19 protein-coding genes and 1 riboswitch are annotated in these 19,930 nt (G+C 67.8%); of the genes, 9 read left to right on the top strand and 10 right to left on the bottom strand.

The window, feature by feature from the left end; translation table 11 throughout:
* The first annotated feature begins 117 nt into the window (after window positions 1-117).
* The 3 genes from ACFPCV_RS34685 (at window position 118) to ACFPCV_RS34675 (ending at window position 2,308) form a co-directional block, all read left to right on the top strand.
* Complete coding sequence (locus tag ACFPCV_RS34685; protein WP_378061289.1) at window positions 118-438, top strand: hypothetical protein; 321 nt, start codon at window positions 118-120, stop codon at window positions 436-438.
* A gap of 40 nt (window positions 439-478) precedes the next feature.
* Window positions 479-1,345 (top strand): polymorphic toxin-type HINT domain-containing protein, encoded by an 867-nt coding sequence (locus tag ACFPCV_RS34680; protein ID WP_378061288.1) that lies wholly within the window; start codon window positions 479-481, stop codon window positions 1,343-1,345.
* A 642-nt stretch (window positions 1,346-1,987) separates the two neighbouring features.
* Window positions 1,988-2,308: a hypothetical protein gene (locus ACFPCV_RS34675; protein ID WP_378061287.1), complete on the top strand. Its 321-nt coding sequence runs from the start codon at window positions 1,988-1,990 to the stop codon at window positions 2,306-2,308.
* Here ACFPCV_RS34675 and ACFPCV_RS34670 read toward each other — a convergent pair whose 3' ends face one another.
* Together ACFPCV_RS34670 and ACFPCV_RS34665 are read right to left on the bottom strand one after the other, a co-directional pair.
* On the bottom strand, window positions 2,309-2,707 hold the full coding sequence (locus ACFPCV_RS34670; protein ID WP_378061285.1) for a helix-turn-helix domain-containing protein: 399 nt from the start codon (window positions 2,705-2,707) through the stop codon (window positions 2,309-2,311).
* A gap of 214 nt (window positions 2,708-2,921) precedes the next feature.
* Window positions 2,922-3,158 carry a DUF397 domain-containing protein gene (locus ACFPCV_RS34665; protein WP_378061284.1) on the bottom strand — a complete coding sequence of 79 codons (237 nt, stop codon included), beginning with the start codon at window positions 3,156-3,158 and terminating at the stop codon, window positions 2,922-2,924.
* Window positions 3,159-3,480: 322 nt separating this feature from the next.
* Here ACFPCV_RS34665 and ACFPCV_RS34660 point away from each other — a divergent pair, with 322 nt between their 5' ends.
* Both ACFPCV_RS34660 and ACFPCV_RS34655 read left to right on the top strand, forming a co-directional pair.
* Window positions 3,481-4,395 (top strand): helix-turn-helix domain-containing protein, encoded by a 915-nt coding sequence (locus ACFPCV_RS34660; RefSeq protein WP_378061282.1) that lies wholly within the window; start codon window positions 3,481-3,483, stop codon window positions 4,393-4,395.
* Between the two features lie 54 nt (window positions 4,396-4,449).
* Window positions 4,450-4,860 (top strand): hypothetical protein, encoded by a 411-nt coding sequence (locus tag ACFPCV_RS34655; protein ID WP_378061280.1) that lies wholly within the window; start codon window positions 4,450-4,452, stop codon window positions 4,858-4,860.
* A gap of 736 nt (window positions 4,861-5,596) precedes the next feature.
* On the opposite strand, the gene ACFPCV_RS34650 is transcribed toward ACFPCV_RS34655, so the two are convergent.
* The 5 genes from ACFPCV_RS34650 to ACFPCV_RS34630 form a co-directional block, all read right to left on the bottom strand.
* Complete coding sequence (locus tag ACFPCV_RS34650; protein WP_378061279.1) at window positions 5,597-6,574, bottom strand: ArsA family ATPase; 978 nt, start codon at window positions 6,572-6,574, stop codon at window positions 5,597-5,599.
* A complete protein-coding gene (locus ACFPCV_RS34645) occupies window positions 6,565-6,822 on the bottom strand; it encodes a cory-CC-star protein (protein WP_378061277.1) in 258 nt (85 codons plus the stop codon). Before ACFPCV_RS34645 ends, ACFPCV_RS34650 begins: the two co-directional genes overlap by 10 nt.
* On the bottom strand, window positions 6,819-8,519 hold the full coding sequence (locus tag ACFPCV_RS34640) for a carbon starvation CstA family protein (protein ID WP_378061275.1): 1,701 nt from the start codon (window positions 8,517-8,519) through the stop codon (window positions 6,819-6,821). The genes ACFPCV_RS34645 and ACFPCV_RS34640 overlap by 4 nt, the downstream gene beginning before the upstream one ends.
* 530 nt (window positions 8,520-9,049) lie before the next feature.
* The gene (metH, locus tag ACFPCV_RS34635) at window positions 9,050-12,655 is read right to left on the bottom strand and encodes a methionine synthase (protein WP_378061273.1); all 3,606 of its coding nucleotides are present in this window, start codon (window positions 12,653-12,655) and stop codon (window positions 9,050-9,052) included.
* Between the two features lie 14 nt (window positions 12,656-12,669).
* Window positions 12,670-12,748: riboswitch (S-adenosyl-L-homocysteine riboswitch) on the bottom strand.
* 105 nt (window positions 12,749-12,853) lie between these two features.
* Window positions 12,854-13,936, bottom strand: coding sequence for a hypothetical protein (locus tag ACFPCV_RS34630; protein WP_378061272.1), 1,083 nt, complete (start codon window positions 13,934-13,936; stop codon window positions 12,854-12,856).
* Window positions 13,937-14,051: 115 nt separating this feature from the next.
* On the opposite strand from ACFPCV_RS34630, the gene ACFPCV_RS34625 reads away from it, so the two are divergent.
* Complete coding sequence (locus ACFPCV_RS34625; protein ID WP_378061271.1) at window positions 14,052-14,297, top strand: hypothetical protein; 246 nt, start codon at window positions 14,052-14,054, stop codon at window positions 14,295-14,297.
* 576 nt (window positions 14,298-14,873) lie between these two features.
* Window positions 14,874-15,932 carry a cytochrome P450 gene (locus ACFPCV_RS34620; RefSeq protein WP_378061269.1) on the top strand — a complete coding sequence of 353 codons (1,059 nt, stop codon included), beginning with the start codon at window positions 14,874-14,876 and terminating at the stop codon, window positions 15,930-15,932.
* A gap of 437 nt (window positions 15,933-16,369) precedes the next feature.
* Here ACFPCV_RS34620 and ACFPCV_RS34615 read toward each other — a convergent pair whose 3' ends face one another.
* The 3 genes from ACFPCV_RS34615 to ACFPCV_RS34605 all read right to left on the bottom strand — a co-directional run bounded on the left by ACFPCV_RS34615 (window position 16,370) and on the right by ACFPCV_RS34605 (window position 17,985).
* The gene (locus ACFPCV_RS34615) at window positions 16,370-17,113 is read right to left on the bottom strand and encodes an SCO6745 family protein (protein ID WP_378061267.1); all 744 of its coding nucleotides are present in this window, start codon (window positions 17,111-17,113) and stop codon (window positions 16,370-16,372) included.
* A gap of 50 nt (window positions 17,114-17,163) precedes the next feature.
* Window positions 17,164-17,436, bottom strand: coding sequence for a hypothetical protein (locus ACFPCV_RS34610; RefSeq protein WP_378061265.1), 273 nt, complete (start codon window positions 17,434-17,436; stop codon window positions 17,164-17,166).
* A gap of 165 nt (window positions 17,437-17,601) precedes the next feature.
* A complete protein-coding gene (locus tag ACFPCV_RS34605) occupies window positions 17,602-17,985 on the bottom strand; it encodes a VOC family protein (protein WP_378061263.1) in 384 nt (127 codons plus the stop codon).
* A gap of 99 nt (window positions 17,986-18,084) precedes the next feature.
* On the opposite strand from ACFPCV_RS34605, the gene ACFPCV_RS34600 reads away from it, so the two are divergent.
* Window positions 18,085-18,921: an ABC transporter ATP-binding protein gene (locus ACFPCV_RS34600; protein WP_378061262.1), complete on the top strand. Its 837-nt coding sequence runs from the start codon at window positions 18,085-18,087 to the stop codon at window positions 18,919-18,921.
* A gap of 26 nt (window positions 18,922-18,947) precedes the next feature.
* The gene (locus ACFPCV_RS34595; RefSeq protein WP_378061261.1) at window positions 18,948-19,925 is read left to right on the top strand and encodes an ABC transporter substrate-binding protein; all 978 of its coding nucleotides are present in this window, start codon (window positions 18,948-18,950) and stop codon (window positions 19,923-19,925) included.
* Window positions 19,926-19,930 lie beyond the last annotated feature (5 nt).

Genomic DNA, 19,930 nt, shown 5'->3' with positions numbered 1-19,930 from the left:
GGCGACCTGACCAGTCTGGTCGCCTGACCCCAGTAACGAGTCTCTACCGAACCCGGGGCGGTTCAACTGTCCTATGAACACGGCACCCGGCATCTAACCCTACTGAGGTTCATCGAGGTGTGCCGCGCGCTGGGTGTCAGCGCCCCACTGTTGATGGGCCTGGCATTACAACGGGCGCGGATCTACCTGGACAACCTGTCGGTACGGGTGGATCTGCGGGCACTGCTCGCCGACAGCACCGCCGAGTTCCGTTGGATGACCATGTGGGCGCACAACAAGCTGATCCAACACCCGGACGGGATCGTGGAGATCCCTCCGGTGGCGGTCCGGGAGCTGGCGACGATGATCGGCAGTTCTCACCGTGATCTAGCTGCCTATTTCACGCGATTCACGCCGGAGTCGGATCAGATCTCCGAGAACGAGGAAGACAGAGTCTGACAGCTAGCTAACACTCTCGGTACCGAATACTTACATTTCCGTGCACGCGTTCTCTCCACTGCGGAAGACCACCCCTTCTACAAATCTCACCGACCACGAATTGCAGCGCGCTGACCTATTGGGTCGCGGCGACGTCTTGTCAACCTCAGATGGACCCCACGTTCAAGTAGCTAACTTTGCTGTTGCCGACACCAGCATTTCGCTGGCGTACAACTTGACTGTCGAAGGCCTGCACACCTTCTATGTGCGTTCGGCGAAGCAACGAGATGGCGCTGGAGTCTTGGTTCACAACGCATGTGAACCGTTTACTCCAGGTGAAATCTACTATCACCAGATTGAAACGGATGCCGGCCCGTTGGAGATGATGGCGCAGGTCGATGTTGACGGTTCGGTTCTGGTACTCAAGGATATCGCGGTCTACGGTACTGGCGGGATGGACCGCGACTCCTTGGGTGTGAGAGGTGCTGCGGCGATGCTCCGTGCGGTTAGGGAGGACCTTTTTCCGCAAGCTCAGAGCCAGGGCTACACTCATTTGCGTATCACAGGTGTGCGGCGTACCGGTCCAGTTGGGCACGAGCCGGACATCACGTTCCCCCAGGTAGAGGCCGCTATGGAAAACACCGAGAAGTTCAAGGATGCGAAACGTCTCGCAGAGGCTATGTTCGCTGACGGCGCCGATGCTGAGAAAGTGCTGCATCAACTTCGCGTCGAAGGTGGCACAATGGTTGAAAGTATGCTTGTGTTGATTCGCGTGCTAGGGATCCCGTTGGTTGAAGCCAGAGAAATAGTTCACCTAAGCAAAACATGGTCGGATCAACGTGCGGTTCACGATGAGTTCCACGAGATCCTTGCTCATGCGCTCGAAACAGGTGAAATATCTGATCAGGACCTTCGACCTAATGACTGACCAAATGACGACTCTGCTGTCTGGTCACGGTATGCAACGATCGAGACCAGATCGCGGAACGTCCGCTCTGCGCTGAGGCCTCGCCGCCGCAACTGGTCGAACAGCAGTTCTGCGATCGGGCGGTACTCGCGTCGGTCAAGGGTTCGGTCCTGGGCCGTCGCGTCCAGGTCGTCCCAGCTCGCGCGTACGGCTTGGTCCGAGTGCCGGCCCACTCGGGGACCAGGTCGGGATCGGCTCCACCGGCAGTCTGGTATCCACGACCACGGACCGCCCGTCGCCTTGGCGACGGGCGGCTGCATCCATCGCGGCACGGCTGAGTTCCGCTCCGCTCACGCCAGCCGCACGGCCCGCGGCGGCAACGCCACCGATGACGCCAACTACGACCGCAGCGTACGAATCATGTCATCTGCGTCGACATTTCGCCGATTGCTCGTGCGTCAACTCGCAACATGTGGCGGTCATTCTTATCGTGGCGTCGTGCTCGCTCGGAAACGCTCAGGTCCCACGCCCCCGTCCCGGGTCCGCACGGGGCCGTCTTCAGACGATGCTCATGACATCGTCTTCTTTCAGCGTCATGCGGACGAAGATCCCGACGAGACTGTGCCTGGACGTGTCTTTCTTCGGAAGGTCTGCCCCGCTGGGGTGCGAGCCAAGTTCTTCGCGGTCCTGAACGCTGTTGCAGCAGCTCCTCCCAAACGCTTCGCCGGTGGTGGCGCCTGGGAGGCTATGCACGGTGACATGACCGGATGGTTCGAAGTCCGCAAGGACGGGCCTGGCCGGCACCACTACCGGTTGTTCTGCCGCCTCGACTACGACGCCCAAGGCCAGGACAAGCCCTTGCTTGTCATCATCGACGGCAGGGACAAGCCTTTCCGCACGGAGCTGGCTTCAGCCGACTACGCCGCGGTTCGCGCCCTCGGGGAGGAGTATCTGAAGCGCAATCCCCGATCTCTTCTGAGTTGATCACGAAGCGCAGGTGGCCGCGAACTTCCGCGCCAGTGCCTCTGGGTCGTTCACCGTTCCCGAACGAAGAGGCTCCGCCAGATGCTCACGTTCCTCATCGGTCATCGGCACCAACGCCACCTTCAGCCCCAGGGCAGCCGCCACTTCCGCGACGGTGCCGACCGTGGGGTTGCGGTGCCCGAGAGTGAGTAGGCGACGGATCACGGCGGGGTCCGCGCTGATCGCACGTGCCAGGTCAGCCTTCGACAACCCGAGGTCGGTCCTCGCCTCATCGAGATCGTGTACAAGCTGATCGATGGTCGAGACTCGCAGGCTCTCGGTGATGTACGAGCGCAGGAACTCCGGGTCCTTGAGGTCCTCGGCCAGGTCGTCCCAGTACGCCGTCGGAGCAGTCGACACGTGTTCACCTCCAGTCCGCAGTCGTATACGCGTGCCCTAGTGTTGCATATATGCAACGCCTGCGCCAGTAGGTCCGCACTCCGGGGTCAGCATGGCACTCTCACCGCGGGCGTCCGATGGACCCGAACGCGACCGAGGGCACGGCCCGCCTGGGCGAGCACCGCGAACCGCACCGCACGACCACGCCATGCACATGTTCACCCTGACCGGGCAGCTACGCGAGGTCGATTGACGACGCGCCACCGAAGGTACCGGGCTGAGGAATCATGCGGCTACGCCACTGCCTCTTCGCGAACCCGATGAAACCACCGCCGTCGTCCGCGGGTATGTCCAGTATTTGTCCAGGATCTTTCGAGTCGCGTAGATGCACGTGCGTCGGAGTTTTGTTGACCTCGACACAATCGCCCCCAAAAGAGCGTGAGCTGCGGCGCCACGCGGTGCTGTTTGTCATCAACCAGCCCCCTCAGGTAGTTGGCGTGCCAACAGTCGGAATTATTATCTGAGCCCGGGAAAGCCAGGGAATCCGCTGTATGGGTGCGTTCTCGTCGAGCGCGGCACGATCGAGTGGTTCCAGGCGGCAATCGGGTGACGCTATCACACACAGTGTTGCCTTAAACACTACAAGACATCATCACTCTGGCGGTTGCATCCAGCGTGGCATGTGCGCGCGGACCAGGGGTGATCGTGTAGCGTGCGTTCGCCGGGCCAATCTGCGGGACAGCCGATGGCCGCGCAGCCAATCACACTGATGGGTGGAGCTCGAAGGAGTGAGGATGGAGCAGGTTGATCGATCTCCGAGCTCGTTGGTGCTCAGGGCATGGTTGGCCAAGCGGCTGGTCGACTACCGGAAGAACGCCGAGCTGAGCCAGGCGGAGGTCTCGGAGGCCATCGACTGGTCGGTCTCCAAGATCCAGCGGATCGAGGCCGAGATCGTGAGCGTCTCGGCGACGGATGTCAAGGCCCTCCTCGACGTCTACGGTGTGGCGTCTCCCGACGTCGTGACCCGCCTCGTCGAGGTGGCCAAGGTGGCGAGAAAGCGAGACCGGTTCAGCGCTTACCGGAAGTACTTCTCGCATGAGTACAACGTGCTGCTCTCCTACGAGGAGGCGGCTTCGGTGATTCGTTCGGTGAACTCCTTCGCTCTTCCCGGTCTGCTGCAGACGTCGAGTTACGCGAAATCCTTGCTCGCCGTCCGGCATTCCGGCGAGAAGTTCGACAAGCTGGCCGCCGCGCGCACTCTCCGGCAGGAAATCCTCGTCGCTCCCGACGCGCCGGAATTCGTCTTCCTGATCGACGAGGCGATGCTCCGCAGGCAGGTCGGCGGCCGTGGGGTGCTGATGGAGCAGTTGGCGCACCTGTCCCGGATGAGTGTCAGGGAGAACGTGGAGCTGCGTGTCATCCCGTTCGCGGCCGACGTGCACCTCGGACTGTGGGAACAGTTCGTGATCATGACGATCCCGGCCTCGGACCTGACCGGCGAGTCGAGCGAGATGATCGTCTACCGCGAGGCTGGCGACTCCGAGCACCTCATTCGCCATGACGAGGATCGGGTCGCCTCGTACGAGAAGGCCTTCGCTGAGGTCTACCGGCAGACACTCAACCCAGCGGACTCGCGGTCGCTGATCGACGAGCTGGTGCGCGAGTTGTCGGCGTCCTTATCCGAGGCGGCCGACACCGCACCGAGATGACAGTGAACCACCGACCGCCAGCCTCCCATCGTCCCCCCGTTTCCGGAGCACCACATGTCACAAAGAGGTCGCAAGAAGGCGGCGGCCGCCAGGGCGAAGGCCGGCAGGTCTCCGGGGCCGGACGAGCAGTCGCGCCCGCTGGCCGGTGAGGTGGCCGCGGCGGCGCCGCCTGTGGAACAGCAGAAGACCGTCGAATCCGCACCGCAGGGCGGTGGGCAGGAGACGGTGCTGCAGCAGCTCTTCAACGGCGCAGGCCGCATCTTTCACTCGATGACGAAGTGGCTCGAGCACGACAAGTGGTACGTCAAGGTGCTCGGTGTGATCACCTGGCTCACCCTGCTAGGCGTGCTCGTCATCATGGTTATGAAATGGGATACCTGGTTTACCGTTGCCGCGGTAGGCGCCTTCACCGGGGTCTCTTACGTGGGAAGCAAGATCGGATCTGGGGGCGGCTCCGGCGGCTGACCGGCGCGAATGTTCCGCTCGCTTCTCGGCCACCGCGACGATCGGATTGATCGCCATTCCCGCGACGGCCGCGAAGGTCATACCAACAAGAAGGGCGAGCACGAGCTGATCGGTCAATTCGTTGACCAACGCCGCGACGATGGTGGCGAAGACTCCGCTGGTCAACCACAAGAGGCCGCGGCGAGTGGCGCTGCTCGTCATGGCTGCCTCTCTCCGTGCCGACGACCGCTGTTCACGTGTCTGCTTGCACCACGACGTGCGTGACCTTGGTCGGGACTCTTACCACCGTGGAGGTGGTAAATCATGTGTCACCTCGTCCGCTCGTGCCGTGGATCTTGCCACAGTGGTCGGTTGTTGGTCTACACCACCCTCACACAGTCGCTCGCGATGAGCGACATGTTACATAGCGGTGCGGAGTTGCCGATACCCGGAGATAGTTTGGTGTTCGGATTTCGTCGGATTGCACGCTGGATGACGGCGGTGGCCAATGCGGCTCGTGCTCGCGTGAAGATGCTGCGATCATGGAACTTCCGGCGATCGCCGCCTCGGCGAAGTGACTCACGGTGTGATCGATTCCGATGATCGGGTGCGACGAACGGTTGATCACCTACGTGGCGGAATTCTGGTTGGGGTGTGATATCTATGCATGATTACCGGGATTTCAGGCGCCCGCATACTCGCTGCATGACTGCGTGCATTGTCCGGTGACGAGCGTGCGGAGCTGGCGCCGACCGCGTCACTCCAGCAGGTCAGCCAGTTGTCCGAGTACTTCCATCCCCACCAGTTCGCCGGGGAGCAGCGGGATCTCCAGTAGCGGCACGCCGGGGATCTGGTCGCGGACGACGGTGAGTTGGCGGTCCTCCTGGGTGCGGCGGGCGGCGAGGAGGTCACCGGCGTCGGCTGGGGAGCGGCGGTTGGCGACCAGGGCCGCGACGTTCACGCCGAGTTCGGTGAGCTGTGCGTGGACGTCGAGGGTCTCGGCGACGGGGAGCCGTTCGGCGGTCAGGACGAGGACGAAGCCGGTTCGGGCCGGGTCGGCGATGGTGTCGCGTAGCAGCGCGAACCGGTGCTGTCGGCGCAGCAGCACGCGGCGCAGCTCGGCGTCGGAATCAGGTTCGGGGTCGTGCCGTGTACTGGCGATGCCGCGCAGCGCCGCCCCGAATCGTTCCGAGCGGTCCCGGTTGGCCAGCAGGGTTTCCGTCCACGCGGTGAGCTGCTTGGGCAGTGCCATCAGTCGCAGCGTGTGGCCGCTGGGTGCGGTGTCGAACACGACCAGGTCGTAGGAGTCGTCTCCCAGTGAGACCGTTTCGGCGATTCGTTCCAGCACGGCCGATTCGTGGGTTCCCGGTGCTTGCCTGGCCAGCGCCAGGTGCTGGTCGGCCTGGCCGTGCAACCGCTCCGGCAGCAGTCGCCGCATCGTTTCCCGGACCGCGGCCAGATGCCGGTCGACCGTGCGCGCCGGGTCGACCTCCAACCCGTCTACGTACGCCTCCTCGCCATCACGGGAAAGCGTGGCCAGCCGGGTCGGTTCGTCGCCGATGGGGGTGTTCCACAGGTGCCCGAGGTTGTGTGCGGGATCGGTGGAGACGATCAGCACCCGCCCGCCCGCGCGCGCCCTGGCGAGCGCGAGGGCGGCGGCCAGCGAGGTCTTGCCGACTCCGCCCTTGCCGCCGACGAAGAGCACCCGGCGGCCGCGAGCGAGCTCTAGCAGCATCCGACGTGCTCCAGCGGGGAGCGGTCCATCCCCATCCGGCGGTGCCAGTCGTGGAACTCCGGATACAGTGCCGGCATCAGCTCGACCGTGTAGTAGGCCGCCGGATCGGGCACGCCGAGCGCCTCCCCCAGCACCACCACGGTGAACAGGTCGTCCTCCTCACGGCGGGCGCGGGCGAACGTACGCCGGTAGGGACCGGCGTAGAACTCCCGCAGACCCGCCGTGAAGGCAGCCCAGCGCGACGTCACCGCTTGCCGAGACCGGCGTCGACCAGGTCGGCGTCCGGTGCTTCCGGCGGCTCCTTGCTCGCCCGCCGCATCGCCAGCACCGCCTCCACCGCGACCCAGACCGCGGCGATGATGATGACGACGTCCAGCACGAGCAGCATCCACTCGCCAGACTCGCTGAAGGTGCCCAGCTGTTTGATCGCGGCGTAGAACGCCATGACGAACACCAGCACCAGTGGGATCAGTGCCAGCAACGGGTTGCGCCGCTTGCGGATCAGCATCACCGCGATGATCGCCAGCGTCAGCGAGGCGAGCAGCTGGTTGGTCGTGCCGAACAGTGGCCAGATCAGCAGACCGCCGCTGCCGTCCACACCCTGGCTGAAGGTGAGTCCGACCGCGACGACGATCACGATCACCGTGCCCGCCAGCTTGCCGATCCGGACGCCGGCGACCTGGCCGCCCTCCTGGACGACGAACCGCAGCAGCCGCACGCCGGTGTCCATCGTGGTCGCCGCGAACAGCACCGCCATCGTGGCCAGAACGGTGGCACTCAGCGAGGCCGGCAGCCCGAGACCGGCGCTGACGAGGTTCCCGCCGCCGTCGACGAAGGCACCCACACCGCCCTCACCGAACGCGCTGTAGATCTCCTCCCACTGGGCGACGGTGCGGAACCCGGCGGTGGCGGCGAGGATCGCGCCGAGCGCCAGCAGACCTTCGCCAACGGCACCGAAGTAGCCGACGAACCGGGCGTCGGTCTCCTTGTCGAGCTGCTTGGAGCTGGTGCCGGAGGAAACCATCCCGTGGAAGCCGGAGATCGCACCGCAGGCGATCGTCACGAACAACAACGGGACGATGCTCGGCGTGTCCGCGGGGAGATTGTCGTTGAACGCCGGAGCCACCAGGGTCGGCGCGCTCAGCAGCACCGAGACGTACAGGATGCCGAGGCCGACGAAGAGCTGGACGCCGTTGATGTAGTCCCGCGGCTGCAACAGCACCCACACCGGGAGAATCGAGGCGATGCCGGCGTAGAGGAAGAGCGCGACGATCCAGAAGGTGCCCGGGGACATGCCGAGGATCGGGTCGGGCAACTCGACGGGGAACCTGTCACCGAGGAGGATCAGCGCGTACAGCGCGACGACGCCGACCACGGTGACGACACCGAGGTTGATCTTCCAGCGGTAGACCGCCTGGCCGACCACCAGCGCGACCAGCACCGCGCCCCACGCCGGGATGACCGCGGACGGTGTGCCGATCAGCAGGTTCTTGATCACCACGGCGAACGCCGCGATCACCATCAGCAGCAGCAGGAAGATGACGACCAGGAAGAGCTTCGCGCCGCGGCCGCCGATGTAACGCGCGGACAGCGCCCCCATCGACCGGCCCTTGTTGCGCTGCGAGGCCCACAACGACCCCATGTCGTGCATACCGGCGAAGAAGACCGTGCCGAGCGTGACCCACAGGAAGGCCGGGAGCCAACCCCAGATCACCGCGATCGCCGGTCCGACGATCGGCGCCGCTCCGGCAACCGACGTGAAGTGGTGTCCCCAGAGCACGAACTTGTTGGTGGGGACGTAGTCGACACCGTCACGCAGTTCGTGTGCCGGCGTCACGAATCCGTCGTCGAGCTGGAAGACCCGACTGGCCAGGTATTTAGAGTAAAAGAGGTAGCCGGCCACGATCATGGCTAGGCCGATGAGCATCAAGATCAATGCGTTCACGGCGGAACACCCTTCCGTCGGCAGGACACATGATCCTAGTGCCGATGTGACGACTGTCCCACTTTCACTCTGAGGTGGGCAATGATCACGATGCGTGGGAAAAGCTGATCGAGGGACCGATCCCGTCAGGCGGTTACGCACTGCGACACCAGGACGCGTCGGTGTGGTGTTCGCTGGTCACAGGCTGCGGGACCACCATCGCCGAACATCGAGGTCGTGCGAGGTTTTTGCGTCTCGGGTGGCGGATTCAGGTCGCCAGCCCGGCTGTCACTCCGTGTGATGGACGGCACGTCGGCGTGGGAACGTAACCCGGGGGTCGTCCGTTGTACAGGTTGGTCACCGATTGCGGCAGCAAGGATCGGAGCCTTTCCAGCGGTGTCTACACCCCCAGGGCATTGCTGACGTGGCTCGGTCCGCCGCACGAGGTGGCCGGGAAACGCCGGCCGGATGTTCCCCCCAGCCTCCGGCCGGCGCCCTCTTCCCTTCGGCCCACCCGCTTCCGTGCGGGTGGGCCGTCGCGGTTCCCGCTCTTATTCCGGGTCGTAGGCCAGGTTCGGGCGGAGCCAGCGCTCGATCTCCTCGACCGTCATGCCGCGGCGCGCGGCGTAGTCGACGACCTGGTCCTTGCCGATGCGGCCGACCGTGAAGTAACGCGAGCCGGGGTGCTGGAAGATCAGGCCGGACACCGCGGCGGCCGGGGTCATCGCGTAGCTGTCGGTCAGGCCGATGTCGAGGGATCCCGCGTCCAGCAACGTGAACAGCAGCTCCTTCTCGCTGTGGTCCGGGCTCGCCGGGTAGCCGAGGGCGGGGCGGATGCCGCGGAACCGCTCCGCGTGCAGGTCCGCCAGCTCCGGCTGCGCGTCCGGCTCGAACCAGCTGCGGCGTGCCGCCAGGTGGATGTGCTCGGCGAACGCCTCCGCGAGGCGGTCCGCCAGCGCCTTCACCATGATCGCCCTGTAGTCGTCGTTCTGTGCCTCGTACGTCGCCGCCAGGGTTTCCGCGCCGTGGATCGCCACCGCGAAACCACCCAGGTGGTCCCCGGACGGCGCCACGTAGTCGGCCAGCGAGCGGTTCGGGCGGCCCTCCGGTTTCTGCGTCTGCTGCCGCAGCATCGGGAACCGCTCCCCCGACGCCAGCACGATGTCGTCGCCGTCGGAAGCCGCGGGCCAGAAGCCGTAGACCCCGCGTGCGGTGAGTGAGCCATCCGCGATGATCTGGTCCATCATCGTGTTGGCGTCGTCGAACAGCTCCCGCGCCACCGGCTGGTCGAGGATCGCCGGGTACTTGCCCTTCAGCTCCCACGCCAGGAACAGGAACTGCCAGTCGATCATCTCGCGCAGCTCGGCGATGGTCGGTTCCACCACCCGCAAGCCGGTGAAGTCCGGCGTCGGCGTGTCGTCGAACGACACGACCTCGCGGTTCGCGCGTGCCGCCGCCAGCGTCAGCAGCGGCTGGCGGCGCTTGTTCTCGTGCTGCACCCGCAGCTTGTCCTGCTCCTCGCGGTTGCGCTTGTCCAGCGCCTCCGCGCGGTCGGTGTCCAGCAGGTCCGACACCACGCCGACCACCCTGGACGCGTCGAGCACGTGCACGGTGCTGTTCGAGTACGCGGGCGCGATCCGCACCGCCGTGTGCTGGCGGGACGTGGTCGCGCCGCCGATCAGCAGCGGCAGCTTCAGCCCACGCCGCTCCATCTCCGCGGCCACCGCGACCATCTCGTCCAGCGACGGGGTGATCAGGCCGGACAGCCCGATGACGTCGGCGCTCTCGGCGATCGCGGTGTCGAGGATCTTCGCGGCGGGCACCATCACGCCGAGGTCGATCACCTCGTAGTTGTTGCAGCCGAGGACGACGCCGACGATGTTCTTGCCGATGTCGTGCACGTCGCCCTTGACCGTGGCCAGCACGACCTTGCCCTGCCCGCGACCGGTGTCGATCTTGCCTTCGAGGCGCAGCCGCTCCTTCTCCGCCTCCATGTACGGTTCGAGGTAGGCGACCGAACGCTTCATCACGCGTGCGCTCTTCACGACCTGCGGCAGGAACATCTTGCCGGAGCCGAACAGGTCGCCGACGATCTTCATGCCGTCCATCAGCGGACCCTCGATCACCTGAAGGGGCCGCGGGTACTGCTGCCGTGCCTCCTCGGTGTCGTCCTCGATGAAGTCCACGATGCCGTGCACGAGCGCGTGCGACAGCCGCTCCTGCACGGTGCCCTCGCGCCACGCCAGGTCGACGACCCGCTTGGTGCCGCTGCCCTTCACGTTCTCGGCGAACGAGACGAGCCGGTCGGTCGCGTCCTCGCGGCGGTCGAACAGCACGTCCTCGACCAGTTCGAGCAGATCCTTGGGGATGTCCTCGTACACCGCGAGCTGGCCCGCGTTGACGATGCCCATGTCCAGGCCCAGCTGCACCGCGTGGAACAGGAACGCCGAGTGGATGGCCTCGCGGACGACGTTGTTGCCGCGGAAGGAGAACGACAGGTTCGAGATGCCGCCGGAGATGTGCACACCGGGGCAGCGTTCCTTGATCCTGGGCAGCGCGTCGAGGAACGCCTTCGCGTAGCCGTTGTGCTCGGCCATGCCGGTCGCGACCGCGAGCACGTTCGGGTCGAAGATGATGTCCTCCGGCGGGAAACCCGCCTGCCGCGTCAGCAGGTCGTAGGCCCGCCCGCAGATCTCGACCTTGCGGTCGGCGGTGTCGGCCTGGCCCTGCTCGTCGAACGCCATGACCACGACACCTGCGCCGTACTCACGGATCCTGCGTGCCTGCGCGAGGAAGGACTCCTCGCCCTCCTTCAGGGAGATCGAGTTGACGACCCCCTTGCCCTGCAGGCACTTCAGGCCGGCCTCCAGCACCGTCCACTTCGAACTGTCGACCATGACCGGGATCCGCGCGACCTCCGGCTCGGTCGCGATCAGGTTCAGGAACGTGGTCATCGCCTGCTCACTGTCGAGCAGGTCGGCGTCCATGTTGACGTCCAGCAGGTTCGCGCCACCGCGCACCTGGTCGAGCGCGACGTCGACAGCGCCCTGGAAGTCGTCGCTCTCGACGAGCCTGCGGAACTTGGCGGAGCCGGTGACGTTGGTGCGCTCGCCGATCATGACGAAGCCGGTGTCGGCGCCGATCTCGAACGGCTCGAGGCCGGAGAACCGGGTGCGCTGCTCGACGGCCGGGAACGGCCTGCGGGTCCTGCCGCGCGCGGCCTGCGCGATCTTCTCGATGTGCGGCGGGGTGGTGCCGCAGCAGCCGCCGATGATGTTGACCATGCCCGCGTCCGCGAAGTCGCCGAGCAGCGCGCCGATCTCGTCCGGTGTCTGGTCGTAGCCGCCGAACGCGTTGGGCAGGCCCGCGTTGGGGTGGCAGGCGACGTAGGTGTCGGCGAGCCGGGCCAGCTCGGCGACGTGCGGGCGCATCTCCTCGGCGCCCAGCGCGCAGTTGACGCCGACGACCAGCGGGTTCGCGTGCGCGACGGAACGCCAGAACGCCTCCACCGTCTGCCCGGACAGCGTGCGGCCGGACAGGTCGACGATCGTGACCGAGATCCACAGCGGCAGGTCCGGCGCCACCTCGTGCGCGGCGGCGACGGCGGCCTTGCAGTTCAGGGTGTCGAAGATCGTCTCGATGAGCAGCACGTCGACGCCGCCCTCTGCGAGCGCGCTGATCTGCTCCGCGTAGGTGGCCTTGACCTGGTCGAACGTGACCGCGCGGTACGCCGGGTCCTCGACCTTCGGCGACAGCGACAGGGTCACGTTGAGCGGGCCGATCGACCCGGCGACGAACCGGCCGCCGAACTCGTCCGCGGCCTGCCGCGCGAGCTTCGCGCCCTCGATGTTCATCTCGCGCACGTGGTCCTGCAGGCCGTAGTCGGCCTGGCCGATGGACGTCGCGGTGAACGTGTTGGTGGTCGTGATGTCCGCGCCCGCCGCGAGGTACTGGCGGTGCACGTCGAGGACGACGTCCGGGCGCGTGATGTTCAGCAGGTCGGGGTCACCGGTCACGTCGTGCGTGTGGTCACCGAACCGGTCACCCTGGTAATCCTCCGGCTGGAGGGAGGCGTTCTGCAGCATGGTGCCCCACGCGCCGTCCAGCACGGCGATCCGCTCGTCGAAGAGCGCGCGAAGGGCGTTTTCCTTGCTCATGCGACCTCCCAGTGTGGTGGGAGGCGCCCTTGGAATGGATCCGTCCAGGCCGAGCGTGGCGGACCCCAGTCCGTTGCAGCGCCTCTCGACCCAAGGGTGACTTTACCGAGTCAGGACCGCCACCGCGATCGTGTGGTCATATCGCGGGACGACCGACTCGTTGTGCGGCACCGCCCGAGCCGACGCGCGGTCGGGCGGTCAGCCCGTACCTGCGCGCCACAGGGTTTGGTTGTTGTCCTGGCTGTCGTTTCCGGGCCCCGCCAGCACGTAGATGCTGTCGCCGACCCGTGCGACGCCGGTGACCACTCCGGTGGGGCCGGCCGCGTCGCGAGTTCCGCCACTGAGGGTAGCAATCCGGACAGTACCCCGATCGGAGTACACGAGGGTGTCCCCGAGGGGTGGCGGCGGCCGGTCCCTGTCCCCCACGGGCACCTCCGGTACGCCGGGGACGCGCCGCCAGGTGTCGCCGCCGCCCTGCCAGACGGCGAGGCGCCCGTCCACCCTCCCCGCGACGGAACACGTCTTTTCGCAGCTCACGGTGATGGCGGTGCCGATCCGGCCGTTGCCGGGCAGCGGGACCGGGGTCGCCGTGCCGTCGCGCAACGTCCACACGACCGGCCTCGGCACGCCCTTGACGACCTGCCAGCCCGCGATCACGACTTCAGCGCCCCTCGAGGCGGCGGCCATGGGGTAGTTCAGTGCCGCTCCAGTGCTCTCCAGCGGGGTTCCGGTCGAACTCCGTCTGGTCCACGTCGTGCCGTCCGTCGTCCACACAGAAGGGTCGGTTCCGGCGCTGTGGCTCTGCCAGGTGCCGACGAGCAGCGGGCCCGTGTCGGGCAGGACCGCGTCGACGAGGTCGCCCGCGCCGAGCCCGCCGAACGTGGAGAACGGCTGTGGCTGCTCGGCGACGCCGGTCCCGGTGGTGCGCCAGACGCTCCAGCGGACGTTGCCGTGCGCGCCGCCGCGTCTGCCGCCGACGGCGAGGATCTCCGGGCCGCTCGTGGCCGGGCGGGCGGCCAGGGAGTACCAGAGCGCCTCCGCGCCATAGCCGGTCGCCGGGGTGAGCGGGACCTCGGTGTTCCGGCCGTCGCGGTGGCGCACGATGCCGGGCCCGCCGTCCTCGCTCACGGCGACGACCAGCTCGTCACCCGCCGCCGCGATGCGGACCGGGACGGTCCCCGGCGGCAGCTCCACCTGCGTGAACCGGGTCCGCTCCGGTGGCTGGGCGACGCCGCAGCTCGCCAGCAGGAGGACCGCGAGAACCGCGAGGATCATCCGCACAGCGGTGAGTGTGCCGGAACCGGTCAGCGGATGCGGACGCGAATCGCGTGCATAGTTTCGCGTCGTCCCGGGAATCCCTGCCGTGAAGTCCCCCTGGCGGTAGAGGTGAGCTGTTGTGGCGAACGCGGATGCGGGTCCAGCCCGCGGGTCGATGGTGACGTTCCTCCTGCGCGACGAGCGCGGCGAGCGGTTCCGTGTCGGCGAGGCCGTTGGCCCGCTGGAGCAGGACCCGATGACCGGTGAGCTGTGGCTTGGCATTCGCCTGTCCGAGAGCCGCCTGCGTCAGACGGTGACGCTGATCCCGGTGTCGACCGTCCTCAACGTCACGCCGCCGGGCGGGGTGGAACGCGGCGCGGCCTGATCCGCGCGCACCGGCTCTCGTCGGCGGACGCGACTGGTCCGGATGTCGTCTTCACCTGCCTGCGCGGCCCGGCAAACGCCGCCGCGAAGGCCCGGTGGCTTCCGACGTCTCGGCAGCGCGACTCACCGGCCGCGAATTCGGATTCACTCGGCCGTGTGGCCGCCGCGCACTATTGACGTGGCACCACTTCAGCGCACCGGTCATACCGAAATGCAGTAACAGCACGGGAGCGCCCTCACGCCCCGCGACAGACACTTTCCACCATTTCCGCGCCGAATGGGTTCGGCAAATGACACACCGCGTCGCGGACCCGTGAAGACACTTGCCGACATACCGTGAATCACCTGGTCATCGCCTAGTTCGAACTTCTTCACCGGTGACCGCGCGGCGCATTCCGCGAGTACGCGGTGAATTCCTCGACATCCCGCGACTCGGGCAGGCGCGTACCCCTTCGGCGCAATCGAAGTCACCCCAACAGCCGAGTAACGCACACCCGGCACCCCGCGACGAGGCCATTGTGTTCCGGCCCGTGCCATCATTTTCCCGACGGTTTCCGCACACACCGGAAAGGGTGCGATGACCACGCTCGCCGAGCTCGACACCGACCCCTACCCGACCTACGCGCGGCTCCGCGAGCAGGAGCCGGTGAGCTGGGTGCCCGATGCCGGGCTGTGGCTCGTGACCCGGTGGCGCGACGCGCTCACCGTCCTGTCCGACCCGGTGCGGTTCGCGGGTGAGCACGCCGATGTCCACGACGTGTTCCGGATGGCCTACGAACCGGGTCTCGACGCGGACGACATCGAGACGATCGCCCGCCCCGTGGCCCGCAAGGCGGCCGACGACGTGTTCACCGCGGGCCGCGCCGACCTGACGGCCGAGTACTTCGAACCGGTCGCGGCGGTCGCGGAGGCCACACTGCTCGGCATCGGCGTCGGCGGCGCGGAGACGTTGCGGCGCTGGGGGAACACACTGGCGCGGGTGGTCAACGACGCGGGCCGCGACCCGGCCCTCGACGTCGCGGCGATCACGGCGATGGCGGAGGACGCGGACGTGTCGGTCGTGGTGGACCGGCTGCGCAACCGCCCGGACGACTCGGTGGTCGCCCGCCTGGCGCAGGCGGACGCCGACGTGCTGCAACTGCTCAAGCACGTCGCGATGAGCGTCGTCGAACCGGGCTGGCTGGCGGCGTGGACACTGGCCGCGCTGTGGGCCGACCCGCCGCAACTGTTCGAGGTGCGCCGCGACCGGAAGCTGCTGGGCCCCGCCGTGTACGAGGCGCTGCGGTGGGCGGGCCCGGTCGGCACGGTCTCCCGGCGGACGACGCGCCCGGTTTCGTTGGGGGGCAGGAAGATCCCGGGCAGCGCACGGCTGGCGGTCGCACTCGCGTCGGCCAACCGCGACCCGGCCGAGTTCCCCGACCCGGACCGGTTCGACGTGCACCGGGAGATCCGCACCCACCTGGGTTTCGGCGCGAGCCCACACCACTGCCCGGCGCACTCCCTGGTGACCACCGTGGCGCGGGTGGCTCTGGACGTGCTGCTGGACCGGATGCCCGACGTGCGACCGGCACCGGGCTGGCACCCGGCACCGTACGGCTGGAAACTCCGCCTCCCCGGCCCCCTGGACGCCGTCTAGACGCGGGCCACCACCCGTGAGTTGTCCACAGCCGGGTGAGTTGTCCACAGCTGAGCCCGCACCCCTTGTTTCGTCGGCGGGCACTGGTAGACTGGCATGGCGGGACGCCCCCGGGTTCGGGTGGGGGTTGCGTTCCGGCCGGTTTCGGCGAAATTCTGCGATGACTGGCGTCCCGGAGTGCGGCTCCGACGTCCCGGAAGAGTCGTTCAGGACATGGCGCTCACGCCCGCGCGGCGCCCGGCGAGCAGCCGTGAAAGACGCGTCGACGGTGTGGCGAGTGCCGTCAATGGGCCGTTCAGGGCGCCCAGCGCCCTGAACGCGCCTTTCAGGGCATCAGCCGCGCCGTCAACGCGCCCGACCCCGCGAAGCGGGGCCCCGATCCCGGGCGACCCGACTTGCCGAAGCCCTGCGAGTCTGCGGTGACCAGCGGACGCGAGTCAGCGCAGTTCGTCGGCGAGGGCGTGTGCGAGGTCGGTGAACTCGGCGCGTTCCGCCGGGGTGAGTGCGCGTTCGTAGGTGTCGGCGGCCAGCCGGTCGGTGGTCTGCTGCGCCTGCACCTGCCGGTCCTTCAGGTGCTCGCAGTCCGGCAGCTCGTCGCGCCAGCCGAAGAACCGGGCCTGCTGCTGCCCCTCGTTGGTGAGGATCGCCTCCAGTGGGCGGAGCCCGGCGGCCGTGGTGGCGACCAGGTGCAGGCCGCCGCGCCACTCGCGCAGCACGTGGACGAGCTGCAGCAGGCGTGCCGGTCCGCCGTCGGCGAGGGGCTGGGCCCGCCAGCCCGCGAACAGCGGGAGCCCGGACTCCTCCGCGCCGGACACGACCTTCCCGGCCAGCTCGGTGAGCCGGTCGGTCCCGGCGAACCCGGTCAGGTGGTCCGTCGCCCAGTCGGCGCACGCCTGCGCGTACCGGCGGGCACCTTCCCGTGCGCTCGCGACCGCGAGGCCCCGGTCCCACATCAGCCGCACGAACCCGGGGTCGAAGAAGCCCATCGCGGCGGTGACCACGGCGGCGTCGACGTTGCCGAGCACGCCACCGCGCCCGGCGAAGTAGAACGCCATGGGCTTGGGGTAGCCGTGGGCCGCACCGCGTGCCTGCGTGTCGGGGTGCGTCATCCACGCCGATCCGACCTCGTGGATGGCCTTGTCTGCGGCCTGGACGGTCTCTTCCGCGGTCAACTCGGCCATGGGCTCCCTCGCTCTCGACGGCACGGACGTGCACGAGCCTACTGAGTGGCCTAGCGCGCCGAGGCCGTCGAGCGGCCGACGCGGTACAGCGCGACGCCGCTCACCAGCGCACCGACCAGCGCGCCCGGGAAACCGAGGGTGATGCCGACCAGTACCACGGCGCCGACCAAGACCGTCATCATCAGGAACGCCGCGCGCAGTGTCGGCGCCCAGCCGCCGATGGCGTGTTCCGCGTACCGGAGCACCCGGTCGCGGACGAGGAAGTACCGCAGGAATCCGATCTTTCCCGGCCGCGGCTGTGGGGTCGGCCCCAGACTGCTCAACGTTCTTGCTCTCTCATTCGCGCGGGCCCGAGCACGCGCCCCCAGATGACGCGACCATCATTGCGCACGCGACGAATCCACGTGCGAGTAGGCGCTGCGCGGTGTGTCACGAACGATGAGCGGCAGCTGACACTTCAGGGAAACGGCGCGGGTCGATTGTCGAGATCACAGCTCGGGCAGCCGGCGCAGGAGGAGGCAGAACTCGTTGCCCTCCGGGTCCTGCAGCGGGTGCCATGACTCCTCGCCGGTCTGCCCCACGTCGGCGGGCCGGGCACCGAGCGACAGCAACCGCTCGAGTTCGGCGTCCTGGTCGCGGTCGACCGGGTTCACGTCGATGTGCAGCCGCAGCTTCCCCGCCTTGGGCTCGGCGGTCCGGCTGAACACCAGCGTCGGCGCGGGGCCGCCGAAACCCGACGGCGGGCCGATCTCGATGCCGTCGTCGTCGGTCTCCCGGCTGAGCTCGACGTAGTCGAGCACCGCGCACCAGAAGCGGGACAGGGCGACCGGGTCGGCACAGTCGACGACCAGTTCGGACAGTCGGCAGCTCATGCGCGGCAGCGTAGCCGCGTGCACACACTCCGTCCTGACGGTGTGCCGGCGACCACCCCGGGCTTGTAGGTTAGGCAAGCCTTTCTTTACTGTGTGGCTGTGTCCTTCACCCCGCCAGCCGTCAACGGCGTGTCCGCTCGCGAGATCGACGTCGCCTACGGTCGCGACGTCGTCGTGCACGCCGCGTCGATCGCGCTCGAGGCCGGCACGGTCACGGCGCTGATCGGCCCGAACGGCAGCGGGAAGTCGACGCTGCTCCGCGCACTCGCCCGCCTGCACCCGCCGGTCGCGGGCGACGTCACCTTCGCGGACGGTGCCGACCTGCGCGCGCTGTCCGGAAGGGACCTCGCGCGCCGGATCACCCTGCTGTCGCAGCAGAGGACCTCCCCCGGCGGTCTCTGCGTGCGTGAACTGGTCGAGTTCGGCCGCCACCCGCACCGCTCCCGCTGGGGCGGCCGCGACCCGCAGGGGCCGGCCGCGATCGAACGGGCGATGGCCCTGACCGGGCTGACCACGATCGCCGAGCGCCCGGTGCAGGCGCTGTCCGGTGGGCAGGCGCAGCGGGTGTGGCTCGCGAGCTGCCTCGCCCAGGACACCGCGCTGCTGCTGCTCGACGAGCCGACCACCTTCCTCGACCTCCGGTACCAGGTAGAGATCCTCGACGTGATCCGTGACCTCGCCGACGAGCACGGCGTCGGGGTCGGCGTCGTGCTGCACGACCTCGACCAGGCCGCCGCCGTCGCCGACCGCCTGCTGCTGCTCGAAGCGGGCCGCGTCACCGCGGAGGGCGCGCCCGCCGACGTCCTCACCACCACGAACCTCACCCGCGCGTACGGCATCCGGGTGGAGGTCGACGTCGACCCCGTCGACGGGCACCTCCACACCCGCGCGGTCGGCCGCTTCAACGACGCGCGCGTGCGTGCCGCCTCGGCTTGATCATCATCCAGTAACTCAGGAGAGAAATGCGCACCACCCGTGTGATCATCGGCCTGTCCGTGGCCGCCGCGCTGTTCGCGGCCGGCTGCGGCACCACCGAGGAGGCAGGCGGCGGCGAACCGGCCGCGAACAGCGGTGACCCGGTCACCGTCACCGACTCCCGGGGCAAGGAGATCAAGCTCGACGCCCCGGCCAGGCGCGTCGCCGCGACCGAGTGGAACGGCGTCGAGCACCTGGTGTCGCTCGGTGTCATGCCCGTCGCGGTGTCCGACATCAAGGGCTACGAGCAGTGGTCGAGCGCCGCGCCGCTCGACGACACCCCGACCGACATCGGCACGCGCGGCGAGCCGAGCATCGACACGCTCGGCGCGCTCGACCTGGACCTCGTGATCGTCACCGACAGCCTCACCGAGGGCGCGCTGGAGCAGATCGAGGCGAAGATCCCGGTGCTGCTCATCAAGGGCAACGACGCCAAGGACTCGATCGGCACGATGTTCGAGACCCTGGACATGATCGCGACGGCCACCGGCACCGAGGACAAGGCCGCGCAGCTCAAGTCCGACTTCGACGCCAAGCTCGCCGAGGGCAAGGCCGAGGTGGACAAGCTCGGCGCGACCGGGGAGAAGGTCGCGTTCTCCGACGCCTACGCCGACGCGGGCACCGTCAGCATCCGGCCCTTCGCCAAGGGCTCGCTGGTGGCGGACGTGTTCGAGCGCATCGGCCTGGAGAACGCGTGGACCATGGAGGGCGACCCGGCCTACGGGCTCGCGCAGGCCGACGTCGAGGGGCTGACCCAGCTCGGCGACGTGCGGTTCTGGTACATGGCCAACGACGGCGAGGGCGACCCGTACACCGACGTGCTCGCGGACAACGCGATCTGGCAGAACCTGCCGTTCGTCAAGAGCGGCAAGGTCCACCGCTTCCCGGACTCGCTGTGGATGTTCGGTGGCCCGCTGTCGATGGAGCAGTACGTCGACGCCGCCATCGACGCGCTGAAGGCGTAACACTC

Origin of the sequence: Actinophytocola glycyrrhizae (assembly GCF_042653545.1) — a bacterium.
Classification (GTDB): domain Bacteria; phylum Actinomycetota; class Actinomycetes; order Mycobacteriales; family Pseudonocardiaceae; genus Actinophytocola; species Actinophytocola glycyrrhizae.
Note: the sequence above shows the minus strand (reverse complement) of the source record. Positions and strands in the feature narration are given on the sequence as shown.